Here is a 26,725-nt window from a genome sequence, read left to right as displayed (position 1 = left end):
ATAACACGTAAAGGGGAAGCGCAATGCCACGAATCGTACTCTGTTGTGCCGCAGGCATGTCGACCAGCATGCTGGTGAACAAAATGAAAGCAGAAGCCCAGCAGCGTGCGCTGGCGCTGGAAATCTATGCGGTGGCGGTGGCGGAATTTGAACGCGAACTGCCGAACGCCGACGTCATCCTGCTCGGGCCGCAGGTTAAATATGAAGCCGGACGGCTAACCGCGCTGGCCGCGCCCCAGGGCAAGGCGGTGGCGGTGATCGATATGGCTGACTACGGCATGATGCGCGGCGCCGCGGTGTTGGATAAAGCGCTAGCCCTGCTCGAACACTAATTTTCTCATCCCGTTTTTCATCATCATCACGTGCGGTCCTGCCGATCGCGCGCGGCGCTCTGTATGCCGAAAATCCGAAAAGAGGACACTATGCAAGCACTGAAAATTGCCGTTATCGGCGGCGGCAGCAGCTACACGCCGGAGCTTATTGAAGGGATTATCGTTCGTTACGAGCAGCTTCCGGTCACAGAGCTGGCGCTGGTAGATGTCGAATCCGGCCGGGAAAAGGTGGAGATCATCGCCGCGCTGACCCGGCGGATGCTGAAACATAAAGGGCTGGAGCAGGTGGCGGTCAGCGTCCACTTTACGCTCGATGAGGCCATCCGCGGCGCCAGCTTTGTGCTGACCCAGCTGCGTGTCGGACAGCTGGCGGCGCGCGCCGCCGATGAGCGGCTGGGTCTCAAGTACCACCTGCTGGGCCAGGAGACCACCGGCGTCGGCGGTTTTGCCAAGGCGCTGCGGACGATCCCGGTGATCCTTGAGGTGGCGCGCAAAGTGGAACAGCTGGCGCCGGAAGCGTTCATTCTCAACTTTACTAATCCGGCGGGGATCGTCACCGAGGCGGTCAGCCGCTACAGCACGGCGAAGATCATCGGCCTGTGCAACGTGCCGATCAACATGCAGCACATGATCGTCGGGATGCTGGGCGCCCAGGAGTCCGAAGTAAAACTGCGCTTTGCCGGGCTCAACCATATGGTCTGGGTGCATAAGGTGCTACAGGGGCGCGAGGATGTCACCGGCAAAGTGATCGACATGCTGTGCGACGGTAAGGCGCTGTCGATGAACAACATTAAAGAGCTGCCGTGGCCGGCGGAATTCCTGCGCGCGCTGAAGGCGATTCCGTGCCCCTATCATCGCTATTTTTGGCTGACGCCGGCGATGCTGGCGGAAGAGATCGCCGCGGCGAAAACCAAGGGCACCCGCGCCGAACAGGTGATGAAAGTCGAGCAGGAGCTGTTTGCGCTGTACGCCGACCCGCAGCTGGAAGAAAAACCGGAGCAACTGAGCTTTCGCGGCGGCGCCTACTACTCGGAGGTGGCCGTCGAGCTTATCAACGCGATCTACAACAACCTGGGCGCGGAGATGGTGGTGAATACCCGCAACAACGGCGCGATTCATGGCCTGGATGATGATGCGGTGGTGGAAACCAACAGCATTATTGATGCGCAAGGGGCGCGGCCGCTGGCGTTCGGCCCGCTGCCGCCGGCGATGAATGGCCTGACCCAGCAGGTGAAAGCCTTCGAGCGGTTGACGATTGAAGCCGCGGTACACGGCTGTCGCGAAAGCGCACTGCTGGCGCTGGTGACCAACCCGCTGGTCGGTAACGTCACCGATGCCCAGGCGCTGCTGGATGAAGTATTAACCATCAACCGTCAATGGCTGACGCAATTTAACTGACCGCTATTTCCCCTCGGGAGCACACCATGTCGAATACAAGCTGGATTGAACGTTACGTCATGCCGGCGGCGCTGAGAATCGCCGGGCAAAAGCACGTCCTGTCGGTGCGCGACGGCATCATTCTCAATATGCCGTTTATGTTGATTGGCTCATTCTTCCTGATTTTCGCCTACCTGCCGATCCCCGGCTATGCCGATATGATGAGCAGCCTGTTTGGCGAGGTCTGGCGCGATAAAATGTTGTACCCGGTGAAAGCGACCTACGACATCATGGCGCTGATTTCCAGCTTCGGCATCGCCTACCGGCTGGCGGAGAAGTATCGCACTCTCGATCCGCTGAGCGCTGGAGCGATGTCGCTGGTGGCCTTCATGATGACGATCCCGCAGAACACGCTGTTTACGCCGGTACACGGCGCGGCGGAGGTGATTAAAGGGGTGATCCCGGTGAGCATGGTCGGCAGCCAGGGGCTGTTTGTCGCCATTGTCATTTCGCTGCTGTCGACGGAGATTTATCGTTTGGTCGCCAGCCGCAATCTCGTTATCCGCATGCCGGACGGCGTGCCGCCGGCAGTGGCGAAATCATTCCTCGCCCTGATCCCCGGCTTCTGTGTTCTGGCGGTGGTGCTGGCGCTGCGCCTGGCGGTCGAGGCCTCGCCGTTCGGCGACATCAACAGTATGATCGCCACCCTGATTGGTATTCCGATGCACCACGTCGGCGGTACGCTGCCGGGCATGATTATTTCAGTCATTTTGATTGGTATTTTGTGGACCCTGGGCCTGCACGGCGACGCGATCGTACTGGTGTTTATCCAGCCGGTATGGCTGTCGAATATGTCCGAGAACCTGACGGCCTTCCAGAACGGTCAGCCGATCCCGCATATCATTACTCAGCAGTTTTACGATCTGTGGATTGCCCCCGGAGGTACCGGCGCGCTGCTGGGGCTGGTGATTTTTATGTTGCTGCGTAGCCGTAGCCAGCAGATGAAACAGCTGGGGAAAATTGCCGCGCCCGGGGCATTGTTTAACATCAGCGAGCCGATGGTGTTTGGCATCCCGCTGGTGATGAACCCGTACTTTTTCCTGCCGTTTATTTTAACGCCGGTGCTGCTGGTGATCGTGTCCTATACCGCGATGGCGACCGGGCTGGTGGCGCCGCCCGCCGGAATCGCGCTGCCGTTCACCACGCCGATCTTCATCAGCGGCTATCTGGCGACCGGAGGGCATATCTCCGGCACGGTGCTGCAGGTGGTGAATTTAGCGATTTCGCTGGTGGTCTACTATCCGTTCTTCCGCGCCTGGGATCGGCTAAAGGCAAAAGAAGAGCACGCCTCGGCGCAACCCCAAGCGAGCGCTGCGATTGCTGATGCCGACCGCGCATAACTTCCAGCCTGACGAATCGTAGCCCCGGTGAGCGTTGCGCCACCGGGGAAAAGCGTTATCCCTGCAGCCACCATATCGCTTCGAACGGCCGCAGCGTCAGCCCGGTCGGGCGCGGGGTGGTCTCGGCATAGTTGCTGATGATCATCTTCCACTCGCCCGGGGCCTCAGCGGGCTGCCAGGCCTGCAGCTCGCGGCTCAGGTTAGCGGCGACTACCAGCGTTTGCCCCTGCCACTGACGACGATAGCACCACAGCGACGGATGCTCCGGCAGCAGATCCTCGTAATCACCCCAGGTCAGTAGCGGCAGGGTTTTACGCAGCGTAATCAGCTGCTGATAGGTATAAAACACCGAATCGGGGTCCGCCAGCGCCGCCTCGACGTTGATCTCCTGGTAATTATCGCCAAGGCCGATCCACGGCTCACCGTCGCTGAAGCCACCGTTCTCGCCGGCGTGCCACGGCATCGGCGTGCGGCTGTTGTCGCGCGACTTGCTGGCGAGGATCGCCAGCAGTTCGTCCGGGCTTTGCCCCTGCGCCGCACGTTCGATAAACATATTGTGGCTTTCGACGTCACGGTAATCGCTGATGCTGCTGAAGTGCGGATTGGTCATGCCGATCTCTTCGCCCTGGTAGATATAGGGCGTGCCCTGCATGCCGTGCAGCACCATCGCCAGCATCTTCGCCGCCGTCACCCGGTACTCGCCTTCGTCGCCAAAGCGCGACACGATGCGCGGCTGATCGTGGTTACACCAGAACAGCGCGTTCCACGCCCGATTGTGCATTCCCTGCTGCCAGTGGCGGAACAGCGCCTTCAGCGCCACATAGTCCGGGCGGGCGAGGGTCCATTTCTCTCCGCCGGGATAATCGACCTTTAAATGGTGGAAGTTAAAGGTCATCGACAGCTCGCGGCCGTCCAGCGCGGCGTACTGCTGGCAGTGCTCCAGCGAGGTGGAGGACATCTCGCCGACGGTCATCAGGTTACGCGGGGTGAAGACATCGCGGCTCATCTCCTGCAGGAACTCATGCACCCGCGGGCCGTCGGTATAGAAGCGGCGGCCATCCCCGTCCAGATCGCAGGGAAAGGTCTGGTCTTTTGAGATCAGGTTGACCACGTCGAGGCGCAGACCGTCGACGCCGCGGTCAGCCCAGAATTCGCAGACCTTTTTCAGCTCGGCGCGCACCGCCGGATTCTCCCAGTTGAGATCCGCCTGCTCAATGGCGAACAGGTGCAGATAATACTGCCCGCTGTCGGCGTGCCACTGCCAGGCGTTACCGCCAAATTTAGAGCGCCAGTTGTTCGGCAGGGCGTCCGGTTCGCCATCGCGCCAGATATAGAACTGGCGGTAGGGACTCTCCTTATTCAGCGACTGACGGAACCATTCATGTTCGGTCGACGTGTGGTTCAGCACCATATCCAGCACGATACGGATGCCGCGGGCCTTCGCCTCCGCCACCAGGGCGTCAAAGTCGGCCATCGTGCCGTAGGAGGGGTCGATGGCGGTGTAGTTCGCCACGTCGTAGCCGTTATCTACCTGCGGTGAGACGTAGAACGGCGTCAGCCAGATGGCGTCGACCCCAAGCTTTTGCAGATAGTCGAGGCGGGCGGTGACGCCGCGCAGGTCGCCGGTACCGCTGCCGGTGGTATCCTGAAAACTCTTCGGATAGATTTGATAAATAACGCCGTTTTGCCACCAGTGGGGGAGATGATTCATAGTACTTTCCTGCTGCAACGAGGGGCGCCAAAGGCGCCCCGAAAGAAGAAGTTAGACAATCTGCAAGGTGCCCTGACGGTACTTGCGCTGATACACCACGCTGGTGAGGATAATCGGCACCACCACCGCGATAGCCATCGCCATGGCGTACACCTGCCAGTAGGTAGGCTGGATGGAGAGGATCCCCGGCAGGCCGCCGACGCCGATGCCGTTCGCCAGCACGCCGTTCAGGCCGCACAGCAGGCCGGCGAGGCCAGAGCCAATCATTGCGCACAGCATCGGGAAGCGGTATTTCAGGTTGATACCGTACATCGCTGGCTCGGTGACCCCGAGATAGGCGGAGATCGCCGCCGGTACCGAGATTTCACGTTCATTCTGCTTGCGGCTGGCGATGATGATGCCGACCACCGCCGACGCCTGGGCAATATTCGACAACGCAATCAGCGGCCACACCGGGGTACCGCCCATGCTCTGGATCATCTGCATATCGATAGCGAGGGTGGTCTGGTGGACACCGGTAATCACCAGCGGCGCGTAGAGGAAGCCGAACAGCGCGGCGCCGATCGGCGCGAAGCTGCCGGTTAACAGATGGCGTACCGCGAAGGCCACGCCGTCGCCGATCAGGCGGCCGAACGGACCGATAATGGCGTGCGCGAGGAACACCGCGAGGATCAGCGAGCAGACCGGGACAATCACCAGGTAGAGGTAGTCAGGCACAATGCGCTTGAGGCGCGTCTCGATAAAGCCTAAGGCCAGGCCAGCCAGCAGGGCCGGGATCACCTGCGCCTGGTAGCCGACTTTGGCAATGGTAAACAGGCCGAAGTTCCACACCTCCGGCACCTGCTGGCCGAGGAGATAGGCGTTCATCAGCTGCGGGGAGACGAGGGTGACGCCAAGGACGATCCCGAGGATCGGCGTGCCGCCCATCTTCTTCACCGCTGACCAGCAGATCCCCACCGGCAGATAGAAGAAGATCGCCTCGCCAATCAGCCACAGGAAGTCATAGATGGTTTTCAGCGACGGGTGCATCTGGGCCAGCGTCTGGCCATTGCTCATGGGCAGGTCGCCGATAACGTTGCGGAAACCGAGGATCAGACCGCCGCTGATCAGGGCCGGCAGCAGGGGAAAGAAGATCTCGGCGAAGTGCGAGATTAACTGTTCATGCCACTTCATATTTTGCCGCGCGGCCTGCTTGACCTGCTCTTTATCGGCGGAGGTCTGGCCGGTGGTCGCCAGCAGGGCCTTGTAGTAATCGCCCACCTCGGTGCCGATGACCACCTGGAACTGGCCGGCGTTAGTGAAGCATCCCTTCACCATGCGCAGCTGCTCAATCTCTTTTGGTCTGGCGATGGCCGGGTCGTTCAGCACAAAGCGCAAACGGGTAATACAGTGGCTGACGGTGGCGATGTTACCGCGCCCGCCCACCAGTTCGATCAGTTTATCGATGTCCTGCTGGTTTACTTTGCTCATGATGAAGCCTCAAAAACAGAGGGGAGAGATGCCGTTTTTACCTTGAGGGCATCCTAACCGTTCCGCTTAATTTGCAAAATGGGAACGTTCCCGAAACCCGGCGACGATCACATAAATCGCCCGAGCGAGATTAATTGAGGGCGGCGGGAATCACGATCTGGCGGGGATCGACGCTGCCGGCGATCTGCTCGATCAACTGCCGGGCGGCCCGGCGTCCGGACTCGGCATAGCCCGGATCGACGGTCAAGATTTCCGGGTGGAGAAACTTCATCAGCGGCGTGCTGCCGACGCTGGCGAGCTGCAGCGCATCGCGACCCTGCTGCTGGAGGTACTTGCTGGCGCCGAGAGCGAGGGTATCCGTCGCGCAGACCAGGGCGCTGGTTTCAGCCATCAGCACGCTGGCGACGGTGTCATATCCCTGCTTCATGCCCAGCCCCGGCAGGGCGGCGGTGGGCGTCAGACGATGCTTTTCACAGAAGGTGAGATAGGCCAGATGGCGGCGTTCGCCGGTGGTGACGTCGCTGTGCGGTACGCCAAGAAAACTGATGTGGCGGTGTCCGCGATCGTAGAGCCGCTGCATCAGCAGCGTGATGGCCCCTCGTCGTCATAGCACACCGAGGCGAAGCCGGGAGCGTCGCGGGCCATCAGCACCAGGGTGTCGCGCCAGGGGCGAGCATCGCTTCGTCGATGCCGGTAAAACCGAACAGCACCACGCCGTCAATATTGCGCCGGGCGAGCATGCCGAGATGCTCCTCCACCAACGCCGGGGAGAACTGGCTCTCCATCATAATCGGATCGTAACCCTGCTCATAAAAGGCGGGCAGCATGGTCTGCACGGCAAGGTTTTCCGACAGCGAATCGAGACGGGTGACGATAATCGCCACCACTTTATCGCTCTGGCCGCGCATGGCGCGGGCGGAACGGGAAGGCGAGAAACCGTGCTGCTGCATCACCGCTTCGACGCGCTCGCGGGTCCGTTCGCTGACCCCGCTCTCGTTGTTAAGGACGCGGGATACCGTCGATTTCCCTACGCCGCTTAAGCGCGCGATATCTTTGATGGTCAGCCGGTTCTGCATGCGGAATTCTCGTCAGGGATGGTAGAAGTGAGCCTAATGCTACTCAACCAAACCGCAATGAGCAAAGTCTGGTTTACGTTCGGTTTAGTTGCGCGGGTTTATCATCGCCATTATTGCCACACAATCCTCAGCGAGGGCGCTATAATTCGCGCCGTTTATATTCACTTACCGGAGATAGTTATGGACCCCGATCCCACTCCTCATCCTCGATGGAGCAACCTTTCTTTCCGGTAAGCCTGTTTAACACTGCTTTACCGGAAAGCGTAAAGCAGTGACGTCCTTGATGTCCCTGCCATAAAAATAACATGCCTGACAGGTAAGTTTTGCTACGCCCGTCGGCAACGCTGCGTTCGCTTTGGCGAGCGCGGAGGGACTGTTTATGCTGAAAAATTATACCCGGCAGCTGTTCGCGCAGCTTAGCCGCCATCTGCCACGTCGTTTAGTCCAGCGCGATCCGCTGCCGGACGCCCGCCATCTGGCGAGTGGCCCCATTCCTGAATCGCTTGGTCAGCATTGCCTGAACGTGGCGGCGATGGACGACCAGGAGATCTGGCGCGCCTTTGACAGCCACCCTGAAGGGCTCAATGAAGGCGAAGTGGCGGCGAAAATTCTCAAACATGGTGACAACCAGATCCCGGCGCAGAAGCCCTCCCCGTGGTGGGTGCATCTGTGGACCTGCTATCGCAACCCGTTCAACCTGCTGCTGACCGTGCTCGGCATCGTCTCCTATTCCACCGAGGATCTGTTCGCCGCCGGGGTTATCGCCCTGATGGTGGGGATCTCGACATTGCTCAATTTCATCCAGGAGGCGCGCTCGACCAAAGCGGCGGATGCGCTGAAGGCGATGGTGAGCAACACCGCCACCGTGCTGCGGGTGGTGAACGAGCAGGGGGAGAGCCGCTGGCTGGAGCTGCCTATCGACCAGCTGGTGCCGGGCGACATTATCCGGTTGTCGGCGGGGGATATGATCCCGGCGGACCTGCGTATCCTGCAGGCGCGGGATCTGTTCGTCGCCCAGGCCTCGCTGACCGGCGAATCGCTGCCGGTGGAGAAAGTGGCTCGCAGCCGCGATCCGCTGCAGCAAAACCCGCTGGAGTGCGACACCCTGTGCTTTATGGGCACCAACGTGGTGAGCGGCTCGGCGCAGGCCATCGTCTTCGCCACCGGCGGCCGCACCTGGTTTGGCCAACTGGCCGGCCGCGTCAGTGAACAGGAGAGCGAGCCGAACGCCTTTCAGAAGGGCATCAGCCGGGTCAGCATGCTGCTGATCCGCTTTATGCTGGTGATGGCCCCGGTGGTGCTGCTGATCAATGGCTACACCAAAGGCGACTGGTGGGAGGCGGCGCTATTCGCGCTGTCGGTGGCGGTCGGCTTGACGCCGGAGATGCTGCCGATGATCGTCACTTCGACGCTGGCGCGCGGGGCGGTGAAGCTGTCGAAGCAAAAGGTCATCGTGAAGCACCTCGACGCCATTCAGAATTTCGGCGCGATGGACATCCTCTGCACTGATAAAACCGGCACCCTGACCCAGGATAAGATTGTGCTGGAGAACCATACCGACGTCTCCGGCAAGGTCTGCGAGCGGGTACTGCATGCCGCCTGGCTCAACAGCCACTACCAGACCGGCCTGAAAAACCTGCTCGACACCGCGGTGCTGGACGGGGTTGAGCTGGATGCCGCCCGCGGGCTGGCGGAACGCTGGCAGAAGGTGGATGAGATACCCTTCGACTTCGAACGCCGCCGCATGTCGGTGGTGGTGAAGGAGGATGACGCCGCGCATCAGCTGATCTGCAAAGGGGCGCTGCAGGAGATCCTCAACGTCTCGACCCAGGTGCGCTACAACGGCGATATCGTACCGCTGGACGACACCATGCTGCGCCGCATTCGCCGGGTGACCGATACCCTCAACCGACAGGGGCTACGGGTGGTGGCGGTGGCGACCAAATACCTGCCGGCCCGCGAAGGCGACTACCAGCGCGCCGATGAGTCGGACCTGATCCTTGAAGGTTACATCGCCTTCCTCGATCCGCCGAAAGAGACCACCGCCCCGGCGCTGAAGGCGCTGAAGGCCAGCGGCATCACGGTGAAGATCCTCACCGGCGACAGCGAGCTGGTGGCGGCGAAGGTGTGCCATGAAGTGGGACTGGATGCTGGCGAAGTGGTGATTGGCAGCCAGATTGAAGCCATGAGCGACGACGAGCTGGCGGTGCTGGCCAAACGCACCACGCTGTTCGCCCGCCTGGCGCCGCTGCATAAAGAGCGTATCGTGACGCTGCTGAAACGCGAAGGTCACGTGGTGGGCTTTATGGGCGATGGCATCAACGACGCTCCGGCGCTGCGCGCGGCGGATATTGGCATCTCGGTCGACGGCGCGGTGGATATCGCCCGCGAGGCGGCGGATATCATTCTGCTGGAGAAGAGCCTGATGGTGCTGGAGGAGGGGGTAATCGAAGGCCGCCGCACCTTCGCCAACATGCTCAAGTACATCAAAATGACCGCCAGCTCCAACTTCGGCAACGTCTTCAGCGTGCTGGTGGCCAGCGCCTTCCTGCCGTTTCTGCCGATGCTGCCGCTGCACCTGTTGATTCAGAACCTGCTGTACGATGTTTCTCAGGTGGCGATCCCGTTTGATAACGTCGATGATGAGCAGATCCGCAAACCGCAGCGCTGGAACCCGGCCGATCTCGGGCGCTTTATGGTCTTCTTTGGACCGATCAGCTCGATTTTCGATATCCTCACCTTCGGCCTGATGTGGTGGGTGTTCCACGCCAATACCGTGGAGATGCAGACCCTGTTCCAGTCCGGCTGGTTTATCGAAGGGCTGCTGTCGCAAACGCTGATTGTGCACATGATCCGCACCCGGCGCATTCCGTTCGTTCAGAGCCGGGCCGCCTGGCCGCTGTTCGCCATGACTCTGGTGGTGATGGCGGTGGGTATCGCGCTGCCGTTCTCGCCGCTGGCGAGCTACCTGCAGCTGCAGGCCCTGCCGCTGAGCTACTTCCCATGGCTGGTGGCGATCCTGGCGGGCTATATGGTGCTGACCCAGGCCGTGAAGGGCTTCTACAGCCGCCGCTACGGCTGGCAGTGAGGGACGCGTTTTCGGATGAACCACGTAAAAAAGGCAGCCTGCGGGCTGCCTTTTTTCATGCCGAGGTTAGCGATCAGCGACGCACGGCGATGGCTTCGATCTCGATCTTCACGTCTTTCGGCAGACGTGCGACTTCAACGCAGGAGCGCGCCGGGAAGGTGGCGTTATGCTCGGTGAAGAACGCTTCGTAAGTGGCGTTAACGGTAGCGAAATCGTTGAGATCTTTGACGAATACGGTGGTCTTGACGATATCGCCGACGGTGAGGCCTGCGGCTTCAACGATCGCTTTCACGTTGTTCAGCGACTGGCGCGCCTGCGCGGACACGTCTTCCGGGACGCTGCCGGTTTTCGGGTCGACCGGGATCTGGCCAGAGGTGATGATCATGCTGCCGAGGTCAACGCCCTGAACGTAGGGGCCAATCGCCGCTGGTGCATTTTCCGTCGCAATAGTTTTGCTCATGTTATCTCCAGATGAACTGAGTAATGTTACGCAAAATCATTCAGGTTGCCGCCAGGCGGTAAGCGCTGTATCGCCGGCGCAGACGCCGCCTGAAGGACGAAGCGTAGGGTGGTAGCCATTATAGGGAGGCCTACCACCAATACCAACCGCATTTAGTTGGCCAGCACCACATAATGAGAAAACTCTTTTTCGCAGTATTTGCATTTGAGTGCGATGTCATCAGCGCGTTTTTTCACTGCAAAACTGGAAGAAACCGGTTCGGCGTGGCTGATACAGTTGCTGTTCGGGCAGACCAGCACGCTATCGATACGATCCGGCAAGCTCGGGCGGGATTTGCCCACCACTTCGTAATCATCAATGCGGTTTACCGTCGCCTGCGGGGCGTACAGCGACAGCTGGTTAACCTGCTCGTCGGTCAGGAAGGTGTTCTCGATTTTAATCAAATCCTTGCGGCCCATCTCGCCGGAGGGCAGGTTCAGGCCGATGGTGATGCGCTGGTCGGTTTCGGTCAGTTTGAACAGGGTGAGCAGCTTAAAGCCGACCTGCGCCGGGATATGGTCAATCACGGTGCCGCGTTTGATCGCTTCTACCTGCAGTTTATTGTCGTGTGTCATCTCTCATTCCCCCTTACAGTGCCAGCTCGCTATTCAGTACCAATGCCAGTAACGCCTGGCGGGCGAAGATGCCGTTACCGGCCTGCTGGAAGTACCAGGCGTGCGGTGTTTTATCGACATCGGTGGTGATTTCGTCAATGCGCGGCAGCGGGTGCAGCACCTTCATGTTGGCGCGCGCCCCTTCGAGGTCGGCGGCGCGCAGGACGAACTGCGCTTTGACGTTGGCGTATTCTGACGGATCCAGACGCTCTTTCTGCACGCGGGTCATGTACAGAATATCCACTTCCGCCATCACGTCGTCGATGGCGCTATGCAGGCTCCAGGCGATGCCTTTTTCATCGAGCATATCGAGGATGTACTGCGGCATGGCCAGCGCGTCCGGGGCGATGAAGTAGAAGCGGTTGCCGTTGAATTTGGCCAGCGCCTGGGTCAGGGAGTGGACGGTACGGCCATACTTCAGATCGCCGACCATCGCCACGTTGAGGTTTTCGAGGCGGCCCTGGGTCTCCTGAATGGTGAACAGGTCGAGCAGGGTTTGGGTCGGGTGCTGGTTAGCGCCGTCGCCGGCGTTCAGTACCGGCACGCCGCCGGAGAATTCGGTCGCCAGGCGCGCGGCGCCCTCCTGCGGATGACGCATCACGATGGCGTCGACGTAGGTGCTGATGACGGAGATGGTATCCGCCAGCGTTTCCCCTTTTTTGCCCAGTGAGGTGTTGGCGCTGTCGGAAAAGCCGACCACGCTGGCGCCCAGGCGGTGCATCGAGGTTTCAAAAGAGAGGCGGGTGCGGGTCGAGGCTTCAAAGAAACAGCTGGCGATAACCTTATGCTTCAGCAGCTCGGGTTGTGGATTGGCTTTCAGCTTTGCCGCCGTCGCCAGCACCAGTTCGAGGTCTTCGCGGCTGAGATCGTTTATGGAAATGATATGTTTTTGATATAGCGGGTTAGCCATGCTTATCTCCTGACGCCTGGGCAAAAAAAAAGCCCCTTAAATAAGGGGCTTCGGGAATCCAATGAGCAACGGAAAGAAAAACGGCAGGCCAGCGTCTGCATTGAGACGCGCTAAGACAGAATGTCGTACGCAATTGGCCATGCTTCCTCCCGGCAAAACGACTGGCATTATACGCAGACCGTTATGACGATCAAGCGATTCATTCACAAACAGGTAATCGTTTGCCTGTCGAAAAGTGCGCCAGCGCAAAGAAGTGTGAAACTGTACTGGTATGGCAGCCGCGATGGGGGTATAACACGATAAAATGAAATGCTGTTTTATATTTGAGGTAAGCAATGATTATTGGCAATATCCACCATCTGCAGCCATGGCTGCCTGCCGCGCTGCGCGAGGCTATCGAACAGGTTATCGCTCAGGTCAGCGAGGCGACGCCGCTGGGTAAACACGCTATCGACGGCGACAACCTGTTTTATCTGATTTCTGAAGACACCACCGAGCCGCAGGCCGCGCGCCGCGCGGAATACCATGCTCGCTATCTCGATATCCAGATTGTGCTCCGCGGCAGCGAGGGGATGACCTTCAGCACCTTGCCGCCAGGAGAGCCGCAGACCGACTGGCTGGCGGAGAAAGACATCGCTTTTCTTGCCGAAGGCCAGCAGGAAAAAACGGTGATCCTCAACGAAGGGGACTTTGTGGTGTTTTATCCCGGCGAAGTGCATAAACCGCTGTGCGCCGTTGGCGCCCCGGCGAAGGTGCGCAAAGCGGTGGTGAAGATGCTGATGGCGTAAAATGGCGAACCGAATCCCGGATGAACGCCGTGCCATCCGGGAGACAGCCGCGAGCGAGGGGTTATTTGCTCAGCATCGCCACCATCACCGCTTTGATGGTGTGCATCCGGTTTTCCGCCTGGTCGAAGACCACGCTCGCCGCCGACTCAAACACCTCGTCAGTCACCTCCATGCCGCCGTGCAGGCCGTAATCGGCAGCCATCTGTTTGCCCAGCGTGGTCTGGTCGTCGTGGAACGCCGGCAGGCAGTGGAGGAACTTGACCTGCGGGTTGCCGGTGAGCGCCAGCATCGCGCTGTTAACCTGATAGTCGCGCAGCAGGGCGATACGTTCGGCCCATTTTTCCTTCGCCTCGCCCATTGAGACCCAGACGTCGGTATAGATAAAATCGGCGCCTTTCACCCCCGCGGCGATATCTTCCGTCAGGGTGATGTTGCCGCCCTGCTGTTTGGCCAGCGCGGTGCAGGTCTCCACCAGCGCGGCCTCCGGCCAGCAGGCCGATGGCGCCACCAGGCGCAGATCCAGACCGGTCAACGCGGCGGCTTCCAGCATCGAATTGCCCATGTTGTTGCGCGCGTCGCCGGCGTAGACCAGCGTCATCTGGTTAAAGGCTTTGCCCGGCAGATGCTCTTTCATGGTCAGCAGGTCCGCCAGCAGCTGGGTGGGGTGGAACTCGTTGGTGAGACCGTTCCACACCGGCACGCCGGCGTATTGCGCCAGGGTCTCTACCACTTCCTGGCCGTGGCCGCGGTACTGAATGCCGTCGTACATCCGTCCGAGCACGCGGGCGGTGTCCTTGATCGACTCTTTATGGCCAATCTGGCTGCCGCTGGGCCCCAGATAGGTCACGCGGGCGCCCTGATCGTATGCGGCAACTTCGAAAGAGCATCGTGTACGGGTTGAGTCTTTTTCGAAGATGAGCGCGATGTTTTTTCCGGCCAGTTTCTGGACTTCGATACCGTTTTTCTTATCGGCTTTCAGCTTTGCCGCCAGCTCGAGCAGGGCGGTGATTTCTGCAGGCGTAAAATCGAGTAACTTTAAAAAATGCTTCTGGTAAAACGCAGACATGGTTCCCTCACCTGGCATAGGCCACTAATTGAATTAAAATTCAATTTATATGTATGAATATTCATTTGCAAGTCTGTGATCGAAATCTTTCACTGAGAAGTGGAGGCAATGACGGCGGTATGTGACAATAGGGATAACTGCCGCACATTATGAGGAACGAGCCATGGCAAACCCGGAACACCTGGAAGAACAGCGTGAAGAGACGCGTCTGATTATCGAAGAGCTGCTGGAAGATGGCAGCGATCCGGACGCACTGTACACGATTGAGCATCACCTCTCTGCAGACGATTTCGAAACCCTGGAGAAAGTGGCGGTTGAAGCGTTCAAGCTGGGCTACGAAGTGACCGAGCCCGAAGAGCTGGAAGTGGAAGAGGGTGACATGGTCATCTGCTGCGATATTCTGAGCGAATGCGCGCTGAACGCAGATCTGATCGATGCCCAGGTGGAACAGCTGATGACGCTGGCAGAAAAATATGACGTCGAGTATGACGGTTGGGGCACCTATTATGAGGACCCGAACGGTGAAGACGGCGACGACGATGACGAAGAGTATGTCGATGAAGACGACGATGGTGTTCGCCACTAAGTCGCAAATGTCGTAGATGGATACGGCGGCGCCTGCCGCCGTATAGCAAGGAACCTCCATGGATTACCCGCAGATTCTTTCCCCGATTATCAACTTCCTGCACTGCCCGACGCCGCAGGCGTGGATTGACGAAGCCCGCAAGCCGGAAAACCTGGCGCTGCTGCTGACCGACCATATGGTGTGCGAGCTGAAAGCGGCGCAGAACGCCATGCTGCTGGTGCGTCGCTACGTCGCGGATAAAGCTGACGCCGACGAACTGTTGGCCTGCCTGAAGCCGTACGAAGACTTCACCTACCGCCGGGGGCCGGAGCCGGATTTTGTCGCCCTGCATAAACGGATCAACAAAAGCGCCATGCCGCAGACCGACGACCCGTGGGGCCGCCAGCTGCTGGACAGCATGATTTTGTTGATTAAAGAGGAACTGCATCACTTCTGGCAGGTGCGGGAGATGATGCTGGCGCGCGATATCCCCTACGTCAAAATCACCGCCAGCAACTATGCCCGCGGCCTGCGGCGCGAAGTGCGCTCGCATGAGCCGGTGATGCTGATCGATAAGCTGATCTGCGGCGCCTATATCGAGGCCCGCTCCTGCGAACGCTTTGCCGCCCTGGCGCCGTGGCTGGACGACGATCTGCAGAAGTTCTACCTGTCGCTGCTGCGCTCCGAGGCGCGTCACTATCAGGACTATCTGGATCTGGCGCAGAAGATTGCCGGAGAAGATATCAGCGAGCGGGTGCGCCAGCTCGGCGAGGCGGAAGCGGCGCTGATCCTCCGTCCGGAGGCCGAGTTCCGCTTTCACAGCGGTGTGCCGGTAGCGGCGTAACCCGCCGTATTCGGGCCCTGTAGCCCCGGTAAGCGCAGCGCTACCGGGGACGCCTGCGATATCGAGGCGCTACAGCGTTTTCAGCATCCGCACTTCACAGTCAACGTGGCCGGTGCAGCCCAGCGGTCCGTCAATGTGCTCGAAGCCAAGATGTTCATATAAACCGATCGCCTCCGTCAGGAAGGCGGTGGTTTCCAGATAGCAGCGCTTAAACCCTTGTTCGCGGGCGTAGTCCAGCGCCAGCAGCGCCAGCTTCTTCGCCAGCCCCTGGCCGCGGGCGCTGGTCATAAAATACATTTTCTGCAGCTCGCAGATATCCGGCTCGCTGCAGGCGAGCGGCGCGACGCCGCCGCCGCCAACTACTTCCCCCTCTTGCTCCACCACCCAGTAGGCGGAGCCCGGCTGGCTGTACAGCTCATACAGCTCATCGAGATTCGGGTCGGCGACCGTATAGCCTTTATCGGCGGTCAGGCCATATTCAGCCGAGACCTGGCGGATGACCCTGGCGATGGCGGCATTGTCTGCCGCCGTAATGCGACGCAGCAACGTCGCCGCGGGGACGCTCGTATTCATACAATGACTCATTACCCAAAAAAGACGAATGATGATGTTAATAACATCGCGACAGGGGAAAGCGCAAGCGAGGATGTTTCATAAAAAACGCCCCTTGCCGGGTGGCAAGGGGCGGGAGGATCACAGCGCGGCGATCACCGCCTGCTGCTCAATCAGCTTCGCTTTCGCTTCCGCGTAGCCTTCCAGCTTCTCGCGCTCTTTAGCGATAACTGCTTCCGGCGCGCGGGCGACAAAGCCTTCGTTGGCCAGCTTGCTCTCGATGCGGCCAATTTCACCTTCGATTTTGGCCACTTCTTTCGCCAGACGCGCCAGCTCATCTTCTTTATTGATGAGGCCCGCCATCGGGATCAGCAGCTCGGCGCCGTCGACAATCTTGGTCACCGAGACCGGACCTTTATCATCGGCAGGCAGCACGGTAATGCTTTCCAGACGCGCCAGGTTCAGCAGGAAGCTGCGGTTGTCGTTCACACGACGCTCGGCCTCTTTGCTGCAGCCGCGCAGCAGCAGTTCCAGCGGTTTGCCCGGAGCGATGTTCATTTCCGCACGGATGTTACGCACGGCGACGATCGCCTGCTTCAGCCATTCGGTGTCGGCCAGCGCCGCGTCATCCACCTGAGAAGCATCGTACTGCGGGAACGGCTGCAGCATGATGGTGTCGGCGGTGATCCCGCAGATCGCTTTCACGCGCTGCCAGATGGTCTCGGTAATGAACGGAATGATCGGATGCGCCAGGCGCAGCAGACCTTCCAGCACGGTCACCAGCGTATGGCGAGTCCCGCGCAGCTCCGCTTCGCTGCCACCGTTCATGACCGGCTTGGTCAGCTCCAGGTACCAGTCGCAGAACTGGTTCCAGGTGAACTCGTACAGGATGCCGGCGGCGATATCGAAGCGGAAGTTATCCAGCGCTTCGCGATATGCTTTCACGGTGTGGTTGAATTCCGCGATGATCCAGCGGTCGGCCAGGGAGAGCACCATTTCGCCGCCGTTGAAGCCGCAATCCTGATCTTCGGTGTTCATCAGCACGAAGCGGCTGGCGTTCCACAGCTTATTACAGAAGTTACGGTAACCTTCCAGACGCTTCATATCCCAGTTGATGTCGCGGCCGGTAGAGGCCAGCGCCGCCAGGGTGAAGCGCAGGGCGTCGGTGCCGTGCGGCTCGATGCCGTTCGGGAACTGTTTCTCGGTACGCTTGCGGATTTTATCCGCCAGCTGCGGCTGCATCATGTTGCCGGTACGTTTTTCCAGCAGCTCCGGCAGGGTGATACCGTCAACCATATCCAGCGGGTCAATGACGTTACCCTTGGACTTGGACATCTTCTGGCCTTCGTCATCGCGGATCAGACCGGTCATGTAGACGGTCTTAAACGGTACCTGCGGCTTGCCGTTTTCATCTTTGATGAAGTGCATGGTCATCATGATCATGCGGGCGATCCAGAAGAAGATAATGTCGAAGCCGGACACCATCACGCTGGTCGGGTGGAACTGACGCAGGGCGTCGGTGTTTTCCGGCCAGCCGAGGGTGGAGAAGGTCCACAGCGCGGAGGAGAACCAGGTATCGAGAACGTCTTCATCCTGACGCAGGGCAACGTCGGCGCTCAGGTTGTTTTCCTGACGCACTTCGTCTTCGCTACGGCCTACGTAGACGTTGCCGTCGTTGTCATACCATGCCGGGATGCGGTGACCCCACCACAGCTGACGGGAGATACACCAGTCCTGAATATCGCGCATCCAGGAGAAGTACATATTTTCGTACTGCTTCGGCACGAACTGAATATCACCGTTTTCAACGGCTTCGACTGCTGGCTTGGCCAGCACGTCCGCGCGCACGTACCACTGGTCGGTCAGCATCGGCTCGATCACCACGCCGCCGCGATCGCCGTAAGGGACGGTCAGGTCGTGCGGTTTGATCTCTTCCAGCAGGCCGAGGGCGTCAACTGCCGCAACAACGGCTTTACGCGCCGCGAAGCGTTCCAGTTTCTGGAACTCCGCCGGGATCTCGCTGGAGTAGACGTCGGATTCATTGCCTTTGGTGTCGTAGACTTCCGCGCTTTCGCGGATGTCGCCGTCAAAGGTAAGGATGTTGATCATCGGCAGCTGGTGACGACGACCCACTTCGTAGTCGTTAAAGTCGTGCGCCGGGGTGATCTTCACGCAGCCGGTGCCTTTTTCCATGTCGGCGTGCTCGTCGCCCACGATCGGGATGCGGCGGTTAACCAGCGGCAGCACCACGAATTTGCCAATCAGATCTTTGTAGCGCGGATCTTCCGGGTTAACGGCCACGCCGGTATCGCCCAGCAGGGTTTCCGGACGGGTGGTGGCGACCACCAGGTAATCTTTACCGTCAGCGGTTTTCGCGCCATCGGCCAGCGGGTAGCGGATGTGCCACATGGAACCTTTCGATTCGCGGTTTTCCACTTCGAGGTCGGAAATGGCGGTGCGCAGTTTCGGGTCCCAGTTAACCAGGCGTTTGCCGCGGTAGATCAGGTCTTCTTTGTACAGGCGAACAAAGACTTCTTTCACGGCATTGGAAAGCCCCTCGTCCATGGTGAAGCGCTCGCGCTCCCAGTCCACGGAGTTGCCGAGACGGCGCATCTGACGGGTAATGGTGCCGCCGGATTCCGCTTTCCACTGCCAGATTTTGTCGATAAAGGCGTCGCGGCCGTAGTCGTGGCGGGTTTTCCCTTCTTCAGCGGCAATCTTACGCTCAACCACCATCTGGGTAGCGATACCTGCGTGGTCGGTACCGGCCTGCCACAGGGTGTTTTTGCCCTGCATGCGCTGGTAGCGAATCATGGTATCCATGATGGTTTGCTGGAAGGCATGACCCATATGCAAACTGCCGGTGACGTTCGGCGGCGGGATCATGATGCAGAAGCTCTCCTGGCTTTCATCACCATTCGGTTTGAAATAGCCCTGCTTTTCCCAGTGCTCGTAAAGCGGCTGTTCGATATCTTGTGGGTTGTATGTCTTTTCCATTATTTCCAGGTTGCCGTGTTCAGGTTGAAACCAGCCATGCGGTACGCCTTATAGCGTTCGCGCGCCAGTTGTTTCAGATTGTCTTCGTAAGGGACAAAGTCTATCACTTCTGTGAAAGCGGTGGCAAAATCTGCAAAGTTTAGCCGCAGGCTGATAAGAATATCCCGCGGGCTGCTGTTGCGCTTTTGCGGCCAGGCAATCTCTACCGGCGCGCCGCCTCTCGGGCCTTCGCCCGCCAGATTATGCGGCACAAAGCTCTCCGGCGGCCGCGACCACAGCGCCTCGTCGAGGCGAATCGCCTGCTGTTCATCTTCGCAGGCGATCAGGACGCGCTTGCCGTTGCGCCAACGTTCTGCGGCAATGTCACACACCAACTGCTCGACGGCGCTCAGGCCGTCGACGGTGGCGTCATTGTCCAGAAGATAGAACGTTGCGTTTTTCATATATGGGGCTTCTTGTTGTGGATTTAAATGCAAAGCCGGGCGGCGCTACGCTTACCCGGCCTACAGTGTGCTGCCGTTTGTAGGCCGGGTAAGGCATCGCCGCCACCCGGCATATCACATCATTCTTCGCCGTTAAAACCCGCACGATTGAGCAGGAACTGCGACAGCAGCGCCACCGGACGACCGGTCGCGCCTTTGGCCTTACCGGAACGCCAGGCAGTACCGGCGATGTCGAGGTGCGCCCAGTTGTACTTGCGGGTGAAGCGCGACAGGAAACAGCCGGCGGTGATCGCGCCGCCAGGACGGCCGCCAATGTTCGCCATATCGGCAAAATTGGACTCCAGCTGATCCTGGAACTCGTCGGCCAGCGGCAAACGCCATGCGCGGTCGCCCGCCAGTTCGGAGGCGCCGATTAGCTCATGGGCCAGCGGGTTATGGTTCGACATCAGGCCGGTGATGTGATGGCCGAGAGCAATCACGCAGGCCCCGGTCAGCGTCGCCGCGTCGATAACCGCTTCCGGCTCGAAGCGCTCAACGTAGGTCAGGACGTCGCACAGCACCAGGCGGCCTTCGGCGTCGGTGTTCAGCACTTCCACCGTCTGGCCGGACATAGTGGTCAGGACGTCACCCGGACGATAGGCGCGGCCGCCAGGCATGTTTTCACAGCCCGCCAGCACGCCGATGACGTTCAGCGGCAGCTGCAGTTCGGCAACCATCCGCATCACGCCGTACACCGCCGCCGCGCCGCACATGTCGTACTTCATTTCGTCCATGCCTTCGGCAGGCTTGATGGAGATACCGCCGGAGTCGAAGGTCAGGCCTTTACCGACCAGCACGATAGGGCGCGCGTCCTCAGCCGGGTTACCTTTATATTCGATGACCGACATCAGCGACTCGTTCTGCGACCCATTGCCGACGGCGAGGTAGGCGTTCATCCCCAGCTCACGCATCTGCTGTTCGCCGATCACCCGGGTGATGACGTTTTTGCTGTAGGTATCGGCCAGCTGACGCGCCTGGGAAGCCAGATAGGCGGCGTTACAGATGTTCGGCGGCATATTGCCAAGATCTTTCGCCGCTTTGATGCCGGCGGCAATCGCCAGGCCATGCTGAATGGCGCGTTCGCCGCTGGTCAGCTCGCGACGGGTCGGCACGTTAAAGACCATTTTACGCAGCGGGCGACGCGGCTCGCTTTTGTTGGTCTTCAGCTGGTCGAAGCTGTACAGCGTCTCTTTGGCGGTTTCAACCGCCTGGCGAACTTTCCAGTAGTTGTTACGGCCTTTGACGTGCAGCTCGGTCAGGAAGCAGACGGCTTCCATTGAGCCGGTATCATTCAGGGTATTGATGGTTTTCTGGATGACCTGCTTATACTGACGCTCATCCAGCTCGCGCTCTTTGCCGCAGCCAATCAGCAGAATGCGCTCAGACAGAATGTTTGGCACATGGTGCAGCAATAACGTCTGGCCAGGTTTGCCTTCCAGCTCGCCGCGACGCAGCAGGGCGCTGATGTAGCCGTCGCTGATTTTATCGAGTTGTTCGGCGATGGGGGAGAGGCGACGTGGTTCAAAGACGCCGACCACGATACAGGCGCTCCGCTGCTTCTCCGGGCTACCGCTTTTTACACTGAACTCCATGCACTATGCTCCTGAATCTTAAAGACAACAGTGGTGGCTACGGCTATACTCGTCGCCTTTCAAGTTGCAGATGCGCCGGCTGCGCCTGCTTACCCTGACGTGGCACATTGTGCGCGCCAGGGGCCACAGCCCTGCTGCCTTCTTACAACTCGAAATCCATTGAGTATATAATTGCAAGCTTTCGTAACTCATATCCGCTGTTGCGGTGACTTCGTGTTAATCTTAACGTTATTAAGGCCTGGGTTCGTCAGAAAAGATCCTGACATGCAGAACCGATGAGTCATTTAATCTTAGCGACGTTTTCGACGACCAAAGAGAATAAATGACGTTTAAGCCATGAAACAAGCAATTTTCCTGCACTAAAACGGGTTTTTACGGGCGTATTTATAGTGATAATCATAAGATATCTGGTTCGTGAGACGCTGAAAAGCCAGTTGGCGATCCTATTCATCCTGTTACTGATTTTCTTTTGTCAGAAATTAGTCAGGATCCTCGGCGCCGCGGTGGATGGCGATATCCCAACCAATCTGGTGCTCTCGCTGTTGGGGCTCGGCATCCCGGAGATGGCGCAGCTTATCCTGCCGTTAAGTCTGTTCCTTGGCCTGCTGATGACCCTCGGCAAGCTGTACACCGAAAGTGAAATTACGGTGATGCACGCCTGCGGCCTGAGCAAAGCCGTGCTGATCAAGGCGGCGATGATCCTCGCGCTGTTCACCGGCGCGGTGGCGGCGGTCAACGTTATGTGGGCGGGGCCGTGGTCGTCGCGCCATCAGGACGAAGTGCTGGCCGAAGCTAAAGCCAACCCCGGCATGGCGGCGCTGGCCCAGGGCCAGTTCCAGCAGGCCAGCGATGGTAACGCGGTGATGTTTATCGAAAGCGTCAACGGCAACCGCTTCCATGACGTCTTCCTTGCCCAGCTGCGTCCGAAAGGCAATGCGCGCCCCTCGGTGGTGGTGGCGGATTCCGGCGAGCTGTCGCAGCAGAAAGACGGCTCGCAGGTGGTGACCCTCAACAAGGGCACCCGCTTTGAAGGCACCGCGATGCTCCGCGACTTCCGCATTACCGACTTCAATAACTATCAGGCTATTATCGGCCACCAGGCGGTGAGCGCCGATCCGGACGACACCGAACAGATGGATATGCGCACCTTGTGGAAAACCCACACCGACCGCGCGCGCGCCGAACTGCACTGGCGCTTCACGCTGGTGGCGACCGTCTTCATTATGGCGCTGATGGTGGTGCCGCTCAGCGTGGTGAACCCGCGTCAGGGCCGTGTGCTGTCGATGCTGCCGGCGATGCTGCTTTACCTGGTGTTCTTCCTGTTGCAAACGTCGATTAAGTCGAACGGCGGCAAAGGCAAAATGGACCCGGCTATCTGGATGTGGGCGATTAACCTGCTCTATTTTGCGCTGGCGGTGCTGTTAAACCTGTGGGACACGGTGCCGATGCGCCGCTTCCGCGCCCGTTTTAATAAAGGAGCGGCCTGATGCAGGCGTTTGGCGTACTTGACCGTTATATCGGTAAGACGATTTTCAACACCATCATGATGACCCTGTTCATGCTGGTGTCGCTCTCCGGCATTATCAAGTTTGTCGATCAGCTGAAAAAGTCCGGGCAGGGCAGCTACGATGCGCTGGGCGCTGGTCTCTACACCATCCTCAGCGTGCCGAAGGACATCCAGATCTTCTTCCCGATGGCGGCGCTGCTTGGCGCGCTGCTGGGGCTGGGGATGCTGGCCCAGCGCAGCGAACTGGTGGTGATGCAGGCATCAGGTTTCACCCGGCTGCAGGTAGCGCTGGCGGTAATGAAAACCGCGATCCCGCTGGTGCTGCTGACCATGGCCATCGGCGAGTGGGTGGCGCCGCAGGGCGAACAGATGGCGCGCAACTACCGTGCCCAGCAGATGTACGGCGGCTCGCTGCTCTCAACCCAGCAGGGGCTGTGGGCGAAAGATGGCCACAACTTTGTCTATATCGAACGCGTAAAAGGCAACGATGAGCTGGGGGGCGTCAGCATCTATGCCTTCAACCCGGAGCGTCGTTTACAGTCGGTGCGCTATGCCGCTTCGGCAAAATTCGATAGCGAAAATAAAGTGTGGCGTCTGTCGCAGGTGGATGAATCCGACCTGACCGATCCAAAGCAGGTGACCGGGTCGCAGATGGTGAGCGGCACCTGGAAAACCAACCTGACGCCGGACAAACTGGGCGTGGTTGCCCTGGATCCGGATGCGCTGTCGATCAGCGGGCTGCACAACTATGTGAAATACCTGAAGTCCAGCGGCCAGGATCCGGGACGCTACCAGCTCAATATGTGGAGCAAAATCTTCCAGCCGTTGTCGGTGGCGGTGATGATGCTGATGGCGCTGTCGTTTATCTTTGGCCCGCTGCGTAGCGTGCCGATGGGCGTCCGGGTGGTGACGGGGATTAGCTTCGGCTTTATCTTCTATGTCCTCGACCAGATTTTCGGCCCGCTGACCCTGGTCTACGGCATACCGCCGATCATCGGCGCGCTGTTGCCGAGCGCCAGCTTCTTCCTGATAAGCCTCTGGCTGATGATGCGCAAGGCCTAGCGGGTAAGCCTGAAACGTAAGCCCCCTCAGCGATGAGGGGGCTTTTTTTTAGCGCTTGCGTCCGCCCAGCAGGCTGCCCAGCATGCCGCGGACGATCTGATTGGTGACCTGGCGAACAGCGCTTTTCGCTGCGGTCTGCACGATACCGTCGCGTTTACCGCCTCGCGGGCCGGTGCTGCCGAACAGGATATCTTTCAGGCCGCCAAGCAGCCCGTCGTCATCGCCGCTCTGCTGGCCCTTCGCCGGCGGAGCCGACTGCTGCCCGGTGGCGACCTGCACCCCTTGCTGCAGCATTTCGAAAGCCGACTCGCGGTCCACCTCCTCCTCATACTTACCGTACAGCGGCGAGTGGTTCAGCAGACCATTGCGCTCGTCATCGCTGACCGGCCCCATTCGCGAGCAGGGGGCGATAACCATCGCCCGCTCGACCACCGACGGGCTGCCTTTCTCATCGAGGAAGGAGATCAGCGCCTCGCCGGTGCCCAGCTCCTGGATCGCCTGCTCGGTACTGAAGGCCGGGTTGGCGCGCATGGTCTGGGCGGCGGTTTTCACCGCCTTCTGGTCCTTCGGCGTAAAGGCGCGCAGGGCATGCTGCACGCGGTTGCCCAGCTGGCCGAGCACGGCGTCGGGAATATCCGCCGGGTTCTGCGAGACAAAGTAGACGCCGACGCCCTTGGAGCGGATAAGGCGGATCACCTGTTCAATTTTATCCAGCAGCACCTGCGGCGCGTCGTCGAACAGCAGATGCGCCTCATCGAAGAAGAACACCAGCTTCGGTTTATCGAGGTCGCCGGCTTCCGGCAGGCGCTCGTAGAGCTCGGAGAGCATCCACAGCAGGCTGGCGGCGTACAGCTTCGGCATCTGGTAGAGCTTTTCGGCGCTAAGGATATTGATCACCCCTTTACCGCTGGCATCGACGCGCATCCAGTCGGCAATATCCAGCATCGGCTCGCCGAAGAAGTGCTCGGCGCCCTGTTGCTCCAGGGTCAACAGCCCGCGCTGGATGGCGCCGATCGAGGCGCTGTTAATATTGCCGTACTGGTTCTGGAAAGACTTGGCGTTATCGCCGATAAACTGGGTGATGGCGCGGAGGTCTTTGAAGTCGAGCAGCAGCAGGCCGCGGTCGTCCGCGATGCGGAAAATAATGTTCAGTACGCCGCTCTGCACCTCGTTGAGATTGAGCAGGCGCGCCAGCAGCAGGGGGCCGAGATCGGAGACCGTCGCCCGCACCGGGTGGCCCTTCTCGCCAAAGATATCCCAGAGCACCACCGGGTTGGCGTGCGGCTCCCAGTCGCTGACGCCGATCTTCTCCAGCCGCGCCTGCAGTTTCTCTGAGCTCTGCCCCGCGGCGGCAATGCCGGTCAGGTCGCCCTTGACGTCGGCCATAAATACCGGCACGCCAATCTCCGAGAACGACTCAGCCAGCTTCTGCAGGGTGACGGTTTTACCGGTGCCGGTCGCACCGGTGATAAGCCCATGGCGGTTGGCCATCGCGGGCAGTAAATAGAGCGCGTTATCCAGCGTGCGCGCAATCAACAGGGGTGAGCTCATGGTCGATTCCTCCATTTATCCTGCGACGATTATAGGCAACCTCGTCGTCCGGCGTTGGGAAAATCGTCACGCGCCGCGCACGCTGTACCGTGAGGGTCTCAGGCGCAGTGGCGCTGGATGAGCGCGATGCTCTGCTCAATTTCGCGCTCGATATCCGCTTCGCTCCATTGCGCCAGCTCGGGGGCGAAGGGCTCAAAAGCGTACACCCCCTGATAGCCGCGGGCTTCCAGCGCTTTAACCTGCTCGCAGGTGCCGAGACGATCCTGCGGGGTTAGCATGATGCGCTCGGCATCGGTGAGCTGCTCGCGCGGACGGCTATCGTCAACTCCTGAAAGGTGCACCAGCCCGATATCCGCCACCTCTACCTGGCTGAACTCGTCCGCCGCCTGCGGGTAAAGATGGTGATGGAAGGTATCGATCAGCAGCTTAAACGGCACGCGGGCGTCGTGGATCAGCGTCTGCGCCTGGTGCGCAGAACGCAGCGAGCTTTGCGGGAAGCCCAGCGGCTCCACCAGGCCGTGGATGCCATAGAAGGCGAACAGCGGCGCCAGGTCGCGCAGGGCGCCCAGGGTTTCGCTGGCCGGCACCTCGCTGCCGTCGTTGAGCGGACAGAGCACCAGCGATTTGGCGCCGATGGCCTGGGCCTCTTTCAGCAGCGATTCGGTCAACTGCCGCACCTCTTCGCTACGACGGTTAAAGGGGTAGACCGCGTTAATCGTCAGGATCTCGATGTGGTAGCGCGCCGCCAGCTCGCGCACCTGCTGATGGCTCAGATCGTCGGTCACTTTTCCACTGGGTAAATCGTTGCGCAGCTCGACCTTATTCAGGCCCATACGGTTCACCAGACGGAAAAACGCTTCAATGCTGAGCGCTGGCGCGATTTTGCGGTTAATACAAAAACGTTGCATTGCGATGGCCATAGGACACTCCTGACGGAAGAGGGGGTAGGTTCGTTCAATTGGCTAACAGTCAAAACGTTTATTCCAAAATTAGCAAGAATGGAAATGATGAATGTTTGAGCTGTCTCGCAAAATATCACTGGCCCCGACGACGGGGGCTACAGCGGCGGGAAGCCTGGCGTCGAGAGGCAACGAGGCGCGATGCGGGAAGCGCACAGACAATCCGTCGGCGCAAAATGCGACTGTTATCACCAAAATGAAATTTCATTTCACGACAATGTTGAAATATAAATTTCATTTTACTACGGTTATAGCACAGCAGAATCAGCGACGGGCCGGTGTG

General features: G+C 59.5%; 25 protein-coding genes and 1 pseudogene. 10 read left to right on the top strand and 16 right to left on the bottom strand.

The annotated features are described in order from the left end of the window. Positions 1–68 precede the first annotated feature (68 nt). The 3 genes from LPQ25_RS23335 to celB all read left to right on the top strand — a co-directional run bounded on the left by LPQ25_RS23335 (position 69) and on the right by celB (position 3,109). Positions 69–332: a PTS sugar transporter subunit IIB gene (locus LPQ25_RS23335; RefSeq protein WP_014908078.1), complete on the top strand. Its 264-nt coding sequence runs from the start codon at positions 69–71 to the stop codon at positions 330–332. A 90-nt stretch (positions 333–422) separates the two neighbouring features. Next, entirely contained in the window at positions 423–1,730 is a 1,308-nt protein-coding gene (locus LPQ25_RS23330) for a 6-phospho-beta-glucosidase (RefSeq protein ID WP_004177662.1), read from the top strand. Between the two features lie 26 nt (positions 1,731–1,756). Next, a complete protein-coding gene (gene celB, locus LPQ25_RS23325; protein ID WP_004146783.1) occupies positions 1,757–3,109 on the top strand; it encodes a PTS cellobiose transporter subunit IIC in 1,353 nt (450 codons plus the stop codon). A 55-nt stretch (positions 3,110–3,164) separates the two neighbouring features. Here celB and treC read toward each other — a convergent pair whose 3' ends face one another. The 3 genes and pseudogenes from treC to treR form a co-directional block, all read right to left on the bottom strand. Beyond that, positions 3,165–4,820 (bottom strand): alpha,alpha-phosphotrehalase, encoded by a 1,656-nt coding sequence (gene treC / locus LPQ25_RS23320; RefSeq protein ID WP_012737233.1) that lies wholly within the window; start codon positions 4,818–4,820, stop codon positions 3,165–3,167. A gap of 51 nt (positions 4,821–4,871) precedes the next feature. Beyond that, positions 4,872–6,290 (bottom strand): PTS trehalose transporter subunit IIBC, encoded by a 1,419-nt coding sequence (treB, locus tag LPQ25_RS23315; RefSeq protein WP_004186710.1) that lies wholly within the window; start codon positions 6,288–6,290, stop codon positions 4,872–4,874. 130 nt (positions 6,291–6,420) lie between these two features. Continuing rightward, positions 6,421–7,366, bottom strand: a pseudogene (gene treR, locus LPQ25_RS23310) (trehalose operon repressor TreR). A gap of 18 nt (positions 7,367–7,384) precedes the next feature. On the opposite strand from treR, the gene mgtL reads away from it, so the two are divergent. Together mgtL and mgtA are read left to right on the top strand one after the other, a co-directional pair. Then, positions 7,385–7,600: a mgtA regulatory leader peptide MgtL gene (mgtL, locus tag LPQ25_RS27465; protein ID WP_219620685.1), complete on the top strand. Its 216-nt coding sequence runs from the start codon at positions 7,385–7,387 to the stop codon at positions 7,598–7,600. Positions 7,601–7,745: 145 nt separating this feature from the next. After that, positions 7,746–10,454, top strand: a complete 2,709-nt coding sequence (gene mgtA / locus LPQ25_RS23305; protein WP_012737235.1) for a magnesium-translocating P-type ATPase — start codon at positions 7,746–7,748, stop codon at positions 10,452–10,454. Between the two features lie 73 nt (positions 10,455–10,527). On the opposite strand, the gene ridA is transcribed toward mgtA, so the two are convergent. From ridA to LPQ25_RS23285, 5 genes are all read right to left on the bottom strand, one after another. Beyond that, positions 10,528–10,914 (bottom strand): 2-iminobutanoate/2-iminopropanoate deaminase, encoded by a 387-nt coding sequence (ridA, locus tag LPQ25_RS23300; protein ID WP_002886926.1) that lies wholly within the window; start codon positions 10,912–10,914, stop codon positions 10,528–10,530. Between the two features lie 152 nt (positions 10,915–11,066). After that, positions 11,067–11,528 (bottom strand): aspartate carbamoyltransferase regulatory subunit, encoded by a 462-nt coding sequence (gene pyrI / locus LPQ25_RS23295; RefSeq protein ID WP_002886927.1) that lies wholly within the window; start codon positions 11,526–11,528, stop codon positions 11,067–11,069. Between the two features lie 13 nt (positions 11,529–11,541). Continuing rightward, positions 11,542–12,477: an aspartate carbamoyltransferase gene (gene pyrB, locus LPQ25_RS23290; RefSeq protein ID WP_002886928.1), complete on the bottom strand. Its 936-nt coding sequence runs from the start codon at positions 12,475–12,477 to the stop codon at positions 11,542–11,544. Positions 12,478–12,479: 2 nt separating this feature from the next. After that, entirely contained in the window at positions 12,480–12,539 is a 60-nt protein-coding gene (locus LPQ25_RS27235) for a pyrBI operon leader peptide (protein WP_227650304.1), read from the bottom strand. Then, complete coding sequence (locus LPQ25_RS23285) at positions 12,514–12,618, bottom strand: pyrBI operon leader peptide (protein WP_002886930.1); 105 nt, start codon at positions 12,616–12,618, stop codon at positions 12,514–12,516. Before LPQ25_RS23285 ends, LPQ25_RS27235 begins: the two co-directional genes overlap by 26 nt. A gap of 194 nt (positions 12,619–12,812) precedes the next feature. Between LPQ25_RS23285 and LPQ25_RS23280 the strand changes: the two genes are divergently transcribed. Further along, positions 12,813–13,265, top strand: coding sequence for a YhcH/YjgK/YiaL family protein (locus LPQ25_RS23280; RefSeq protein ID WP_009309302.1), 453 nt, complete (start codon positions 12,813–12,815; stop codon positions 13,263–13,265). Positions 13,266–13,326: 61 nt separating this feature from the next. Here LPQ25_RS23280 and argF read toward each other — a convergent pair whose 3' ends face one another. Continuing rightward, positions 13,327–14,331, bottom strand: a complete 1,005-nt coding sequence (argF, locus tag LPQ25_RS23275) for an ornithine carbamoyltransferase (protein ID WP_234599492.1) — start codon at positions 14,329–14,331, stop codon at positions 13,327–13,329. Continuing rightward, a complete protein-coding gene (gene argL / locus LPQ25_RS27460) occupies positions 14,301–14,396 on the bottom strand; it encodes a putative translational regulatory protein ArgL (RefSeq protein ID WP_370736902.1) in 96 nt (31 codons plus the stop codon). Before argL ends, argF begins: the two co-directional genes overlap by 31 nt. Positions 14,397–14,494: 98 nt before the next feature. On the opposite strand from argL, the gene rraB reads away from it, so the two are divergent. Both rraB and miaE read left to right on the top strand, forming a co-directional pair. Continuing rightward, the gene (gene rraB / locus LPQ25_RS23270) at positions 14,495–14,917 is read left to right on the top strand and encodes a ribonuclease E inhibitor RraB (protein WP_002886947.1); all 423 of its coding nucleotides are present in this window, start codon (positions 14,495–14,497) and stop codon (positions 14,915–14,917) included. A gap of 58 nt (positions 14,918–14,975) precedes the next feature. Continuing rightward, positions 14,976–15,740, top strand: coding sequence for a tRNA isopentenyl-2-thiomethyl-A-37 hydroxylase MiaE (gene miaE, locus LPQ25_RS23265; protein WP_012737236.1), 765 nt, complete (start codon positions 14,976–14,978; stop codon positions 15,738–15,740). 69 nt (positions 15,741–15,809) lie between these two features. On the opposite strand, the gene LPQ25_RS23260 is transcribed toward miaE, so the two are convergent. From LPQ25_RS23260 to pepA, 4 genes are all read right to left on the bottom strand, one after another. Next, positions 15,810–16,313 carry a GNAT family N-acetyltransferase gene (locus LPQ25_RS23260; protein WP_004152275.1) on the bottom strand — a complete coding sequence of 168 codons (504 nt, stop codon included), beginning with the start codon at positions 16,311–16,313 and terminating at the stop codon, positions 15,810–15,812. Between the two features lie 120 nt (positions 16,314–16,433). Next, positions 16,434–19,289, bottom strand: a complete 2,856-nt coding sequence (locus LPQ25_RS23255) for a valine--tRNA ligase (protein WP_009486532.1) — start codon at positions 19,287–19,289, stop codon at positions 16,434–16,436. Beyond that, positions 19,289–19,732 carry a DNA polymerase III subunit chi gene (gene holC / locus LPQ25_RS23250; RefSeq protein WP_002886953.1) on the bottom strand — a complete coding sequence of 148 codons (444 nt, stop codon included), beginning with the start codon at positions 19,730–19,732 and terminating at the stop codon, positions 19,289–19,291. Before holC ends, LPQ25_RS23255 begins: the two co-directional genes overlap by 1 nt. A 119-nt stretch (positions 19,733–19,851) precedes the next feature. Continuing rightward, a complete protein-coding gene (gene pepA / locus LPQ25_RS23245; RefSeq protein ID WP_226340390.1) occupies positions 19,852–21,363 on the bottom strand; it encodes a leucyl aminopeptidase in 1,512 nt (503 codons plus the stop codon). Between the two features lie 389 nt (positions 21,364–21,752). On the opposite strand from pepA, the gene lptF reads away from it, so the two are divergent. Together lptF and lptG are read left to right on the top strand one after the other, a co-directional pair. Beyond that, positions 21,753–22,850, top strand: coding sequence for an LPS export ABC transporter permease LptF (gene lptF, locus LPQ25_RS23240; protein WP_002886955.1), 1,098 nt, complete (start codon positions 21,753–21,755; stop codon positions 22,848–22,850). Further along, positions 22,850–23,932 carry an LPS export ABC transporter permease LptG gene (gene lptG / locus LPQ25_RS23235; protein ID WP_002886956.1) on the top strand — a complete coding sequence of 361 codons (1,083 nt, stop codon included), beginning with the start codon at positions 22,850–22,852 and terminating at the stop codon, positions 23,930–23,932. Before lptF ends, lptG begins: the two co-directional genes overlap by 1 nt. A 48-nt stretch (positions 23,933–23,980) precedes the next feature. On the opposite strand, the gene LPQ25_RS23230 is transcribed toward lptG, so the two are convergent. Both LPQ25_RS23230 and LPQ25_RS23225 read right to left on the bottom strand, forming a co-directional pair. Then, positions 23,981–25,483 carry a helicase HerA-like C-terminal domain-containing protein gene (locus LPQ25_RS23230; protein ID WP_012737238.1) on the bottom strand — a complete coding sequence of 501 codons (1,503 nt, stop codon included), beginning with the start codon at positions 25,481–25,483 and terminating at the stop codon, positions 23,981–23,983. 98 nt (positions 25,484–25,581) lie between these two features. Beyond that, positions 25,582–26,403, bottom strand: a complete 822-nt coding sequence (locus LPQ25_RS23225; protein WP_012737239.1) for a TIM barrel protein — start codon at positions 26,401–26,403, stop codon at positions 25,582–25,584. Between the last annotated feature and the right edge of the window lie 322 nt (positions 26,404–26,725).

It is taken from the genome of Klebsiella sp. KPN54798, assembly GCF_021184225.1.
Taxonomy (GTDB): domain Bacteria; phylum Pseudomonadota; class Gammaproteobacteria; order Enterobacterales; family Enterobacteriaceae; genus Klebsiella; species Klebsiella pneumoniae.
This window is presented reverse-complemented; position numbering and strand designations above follow the sequence as displayed.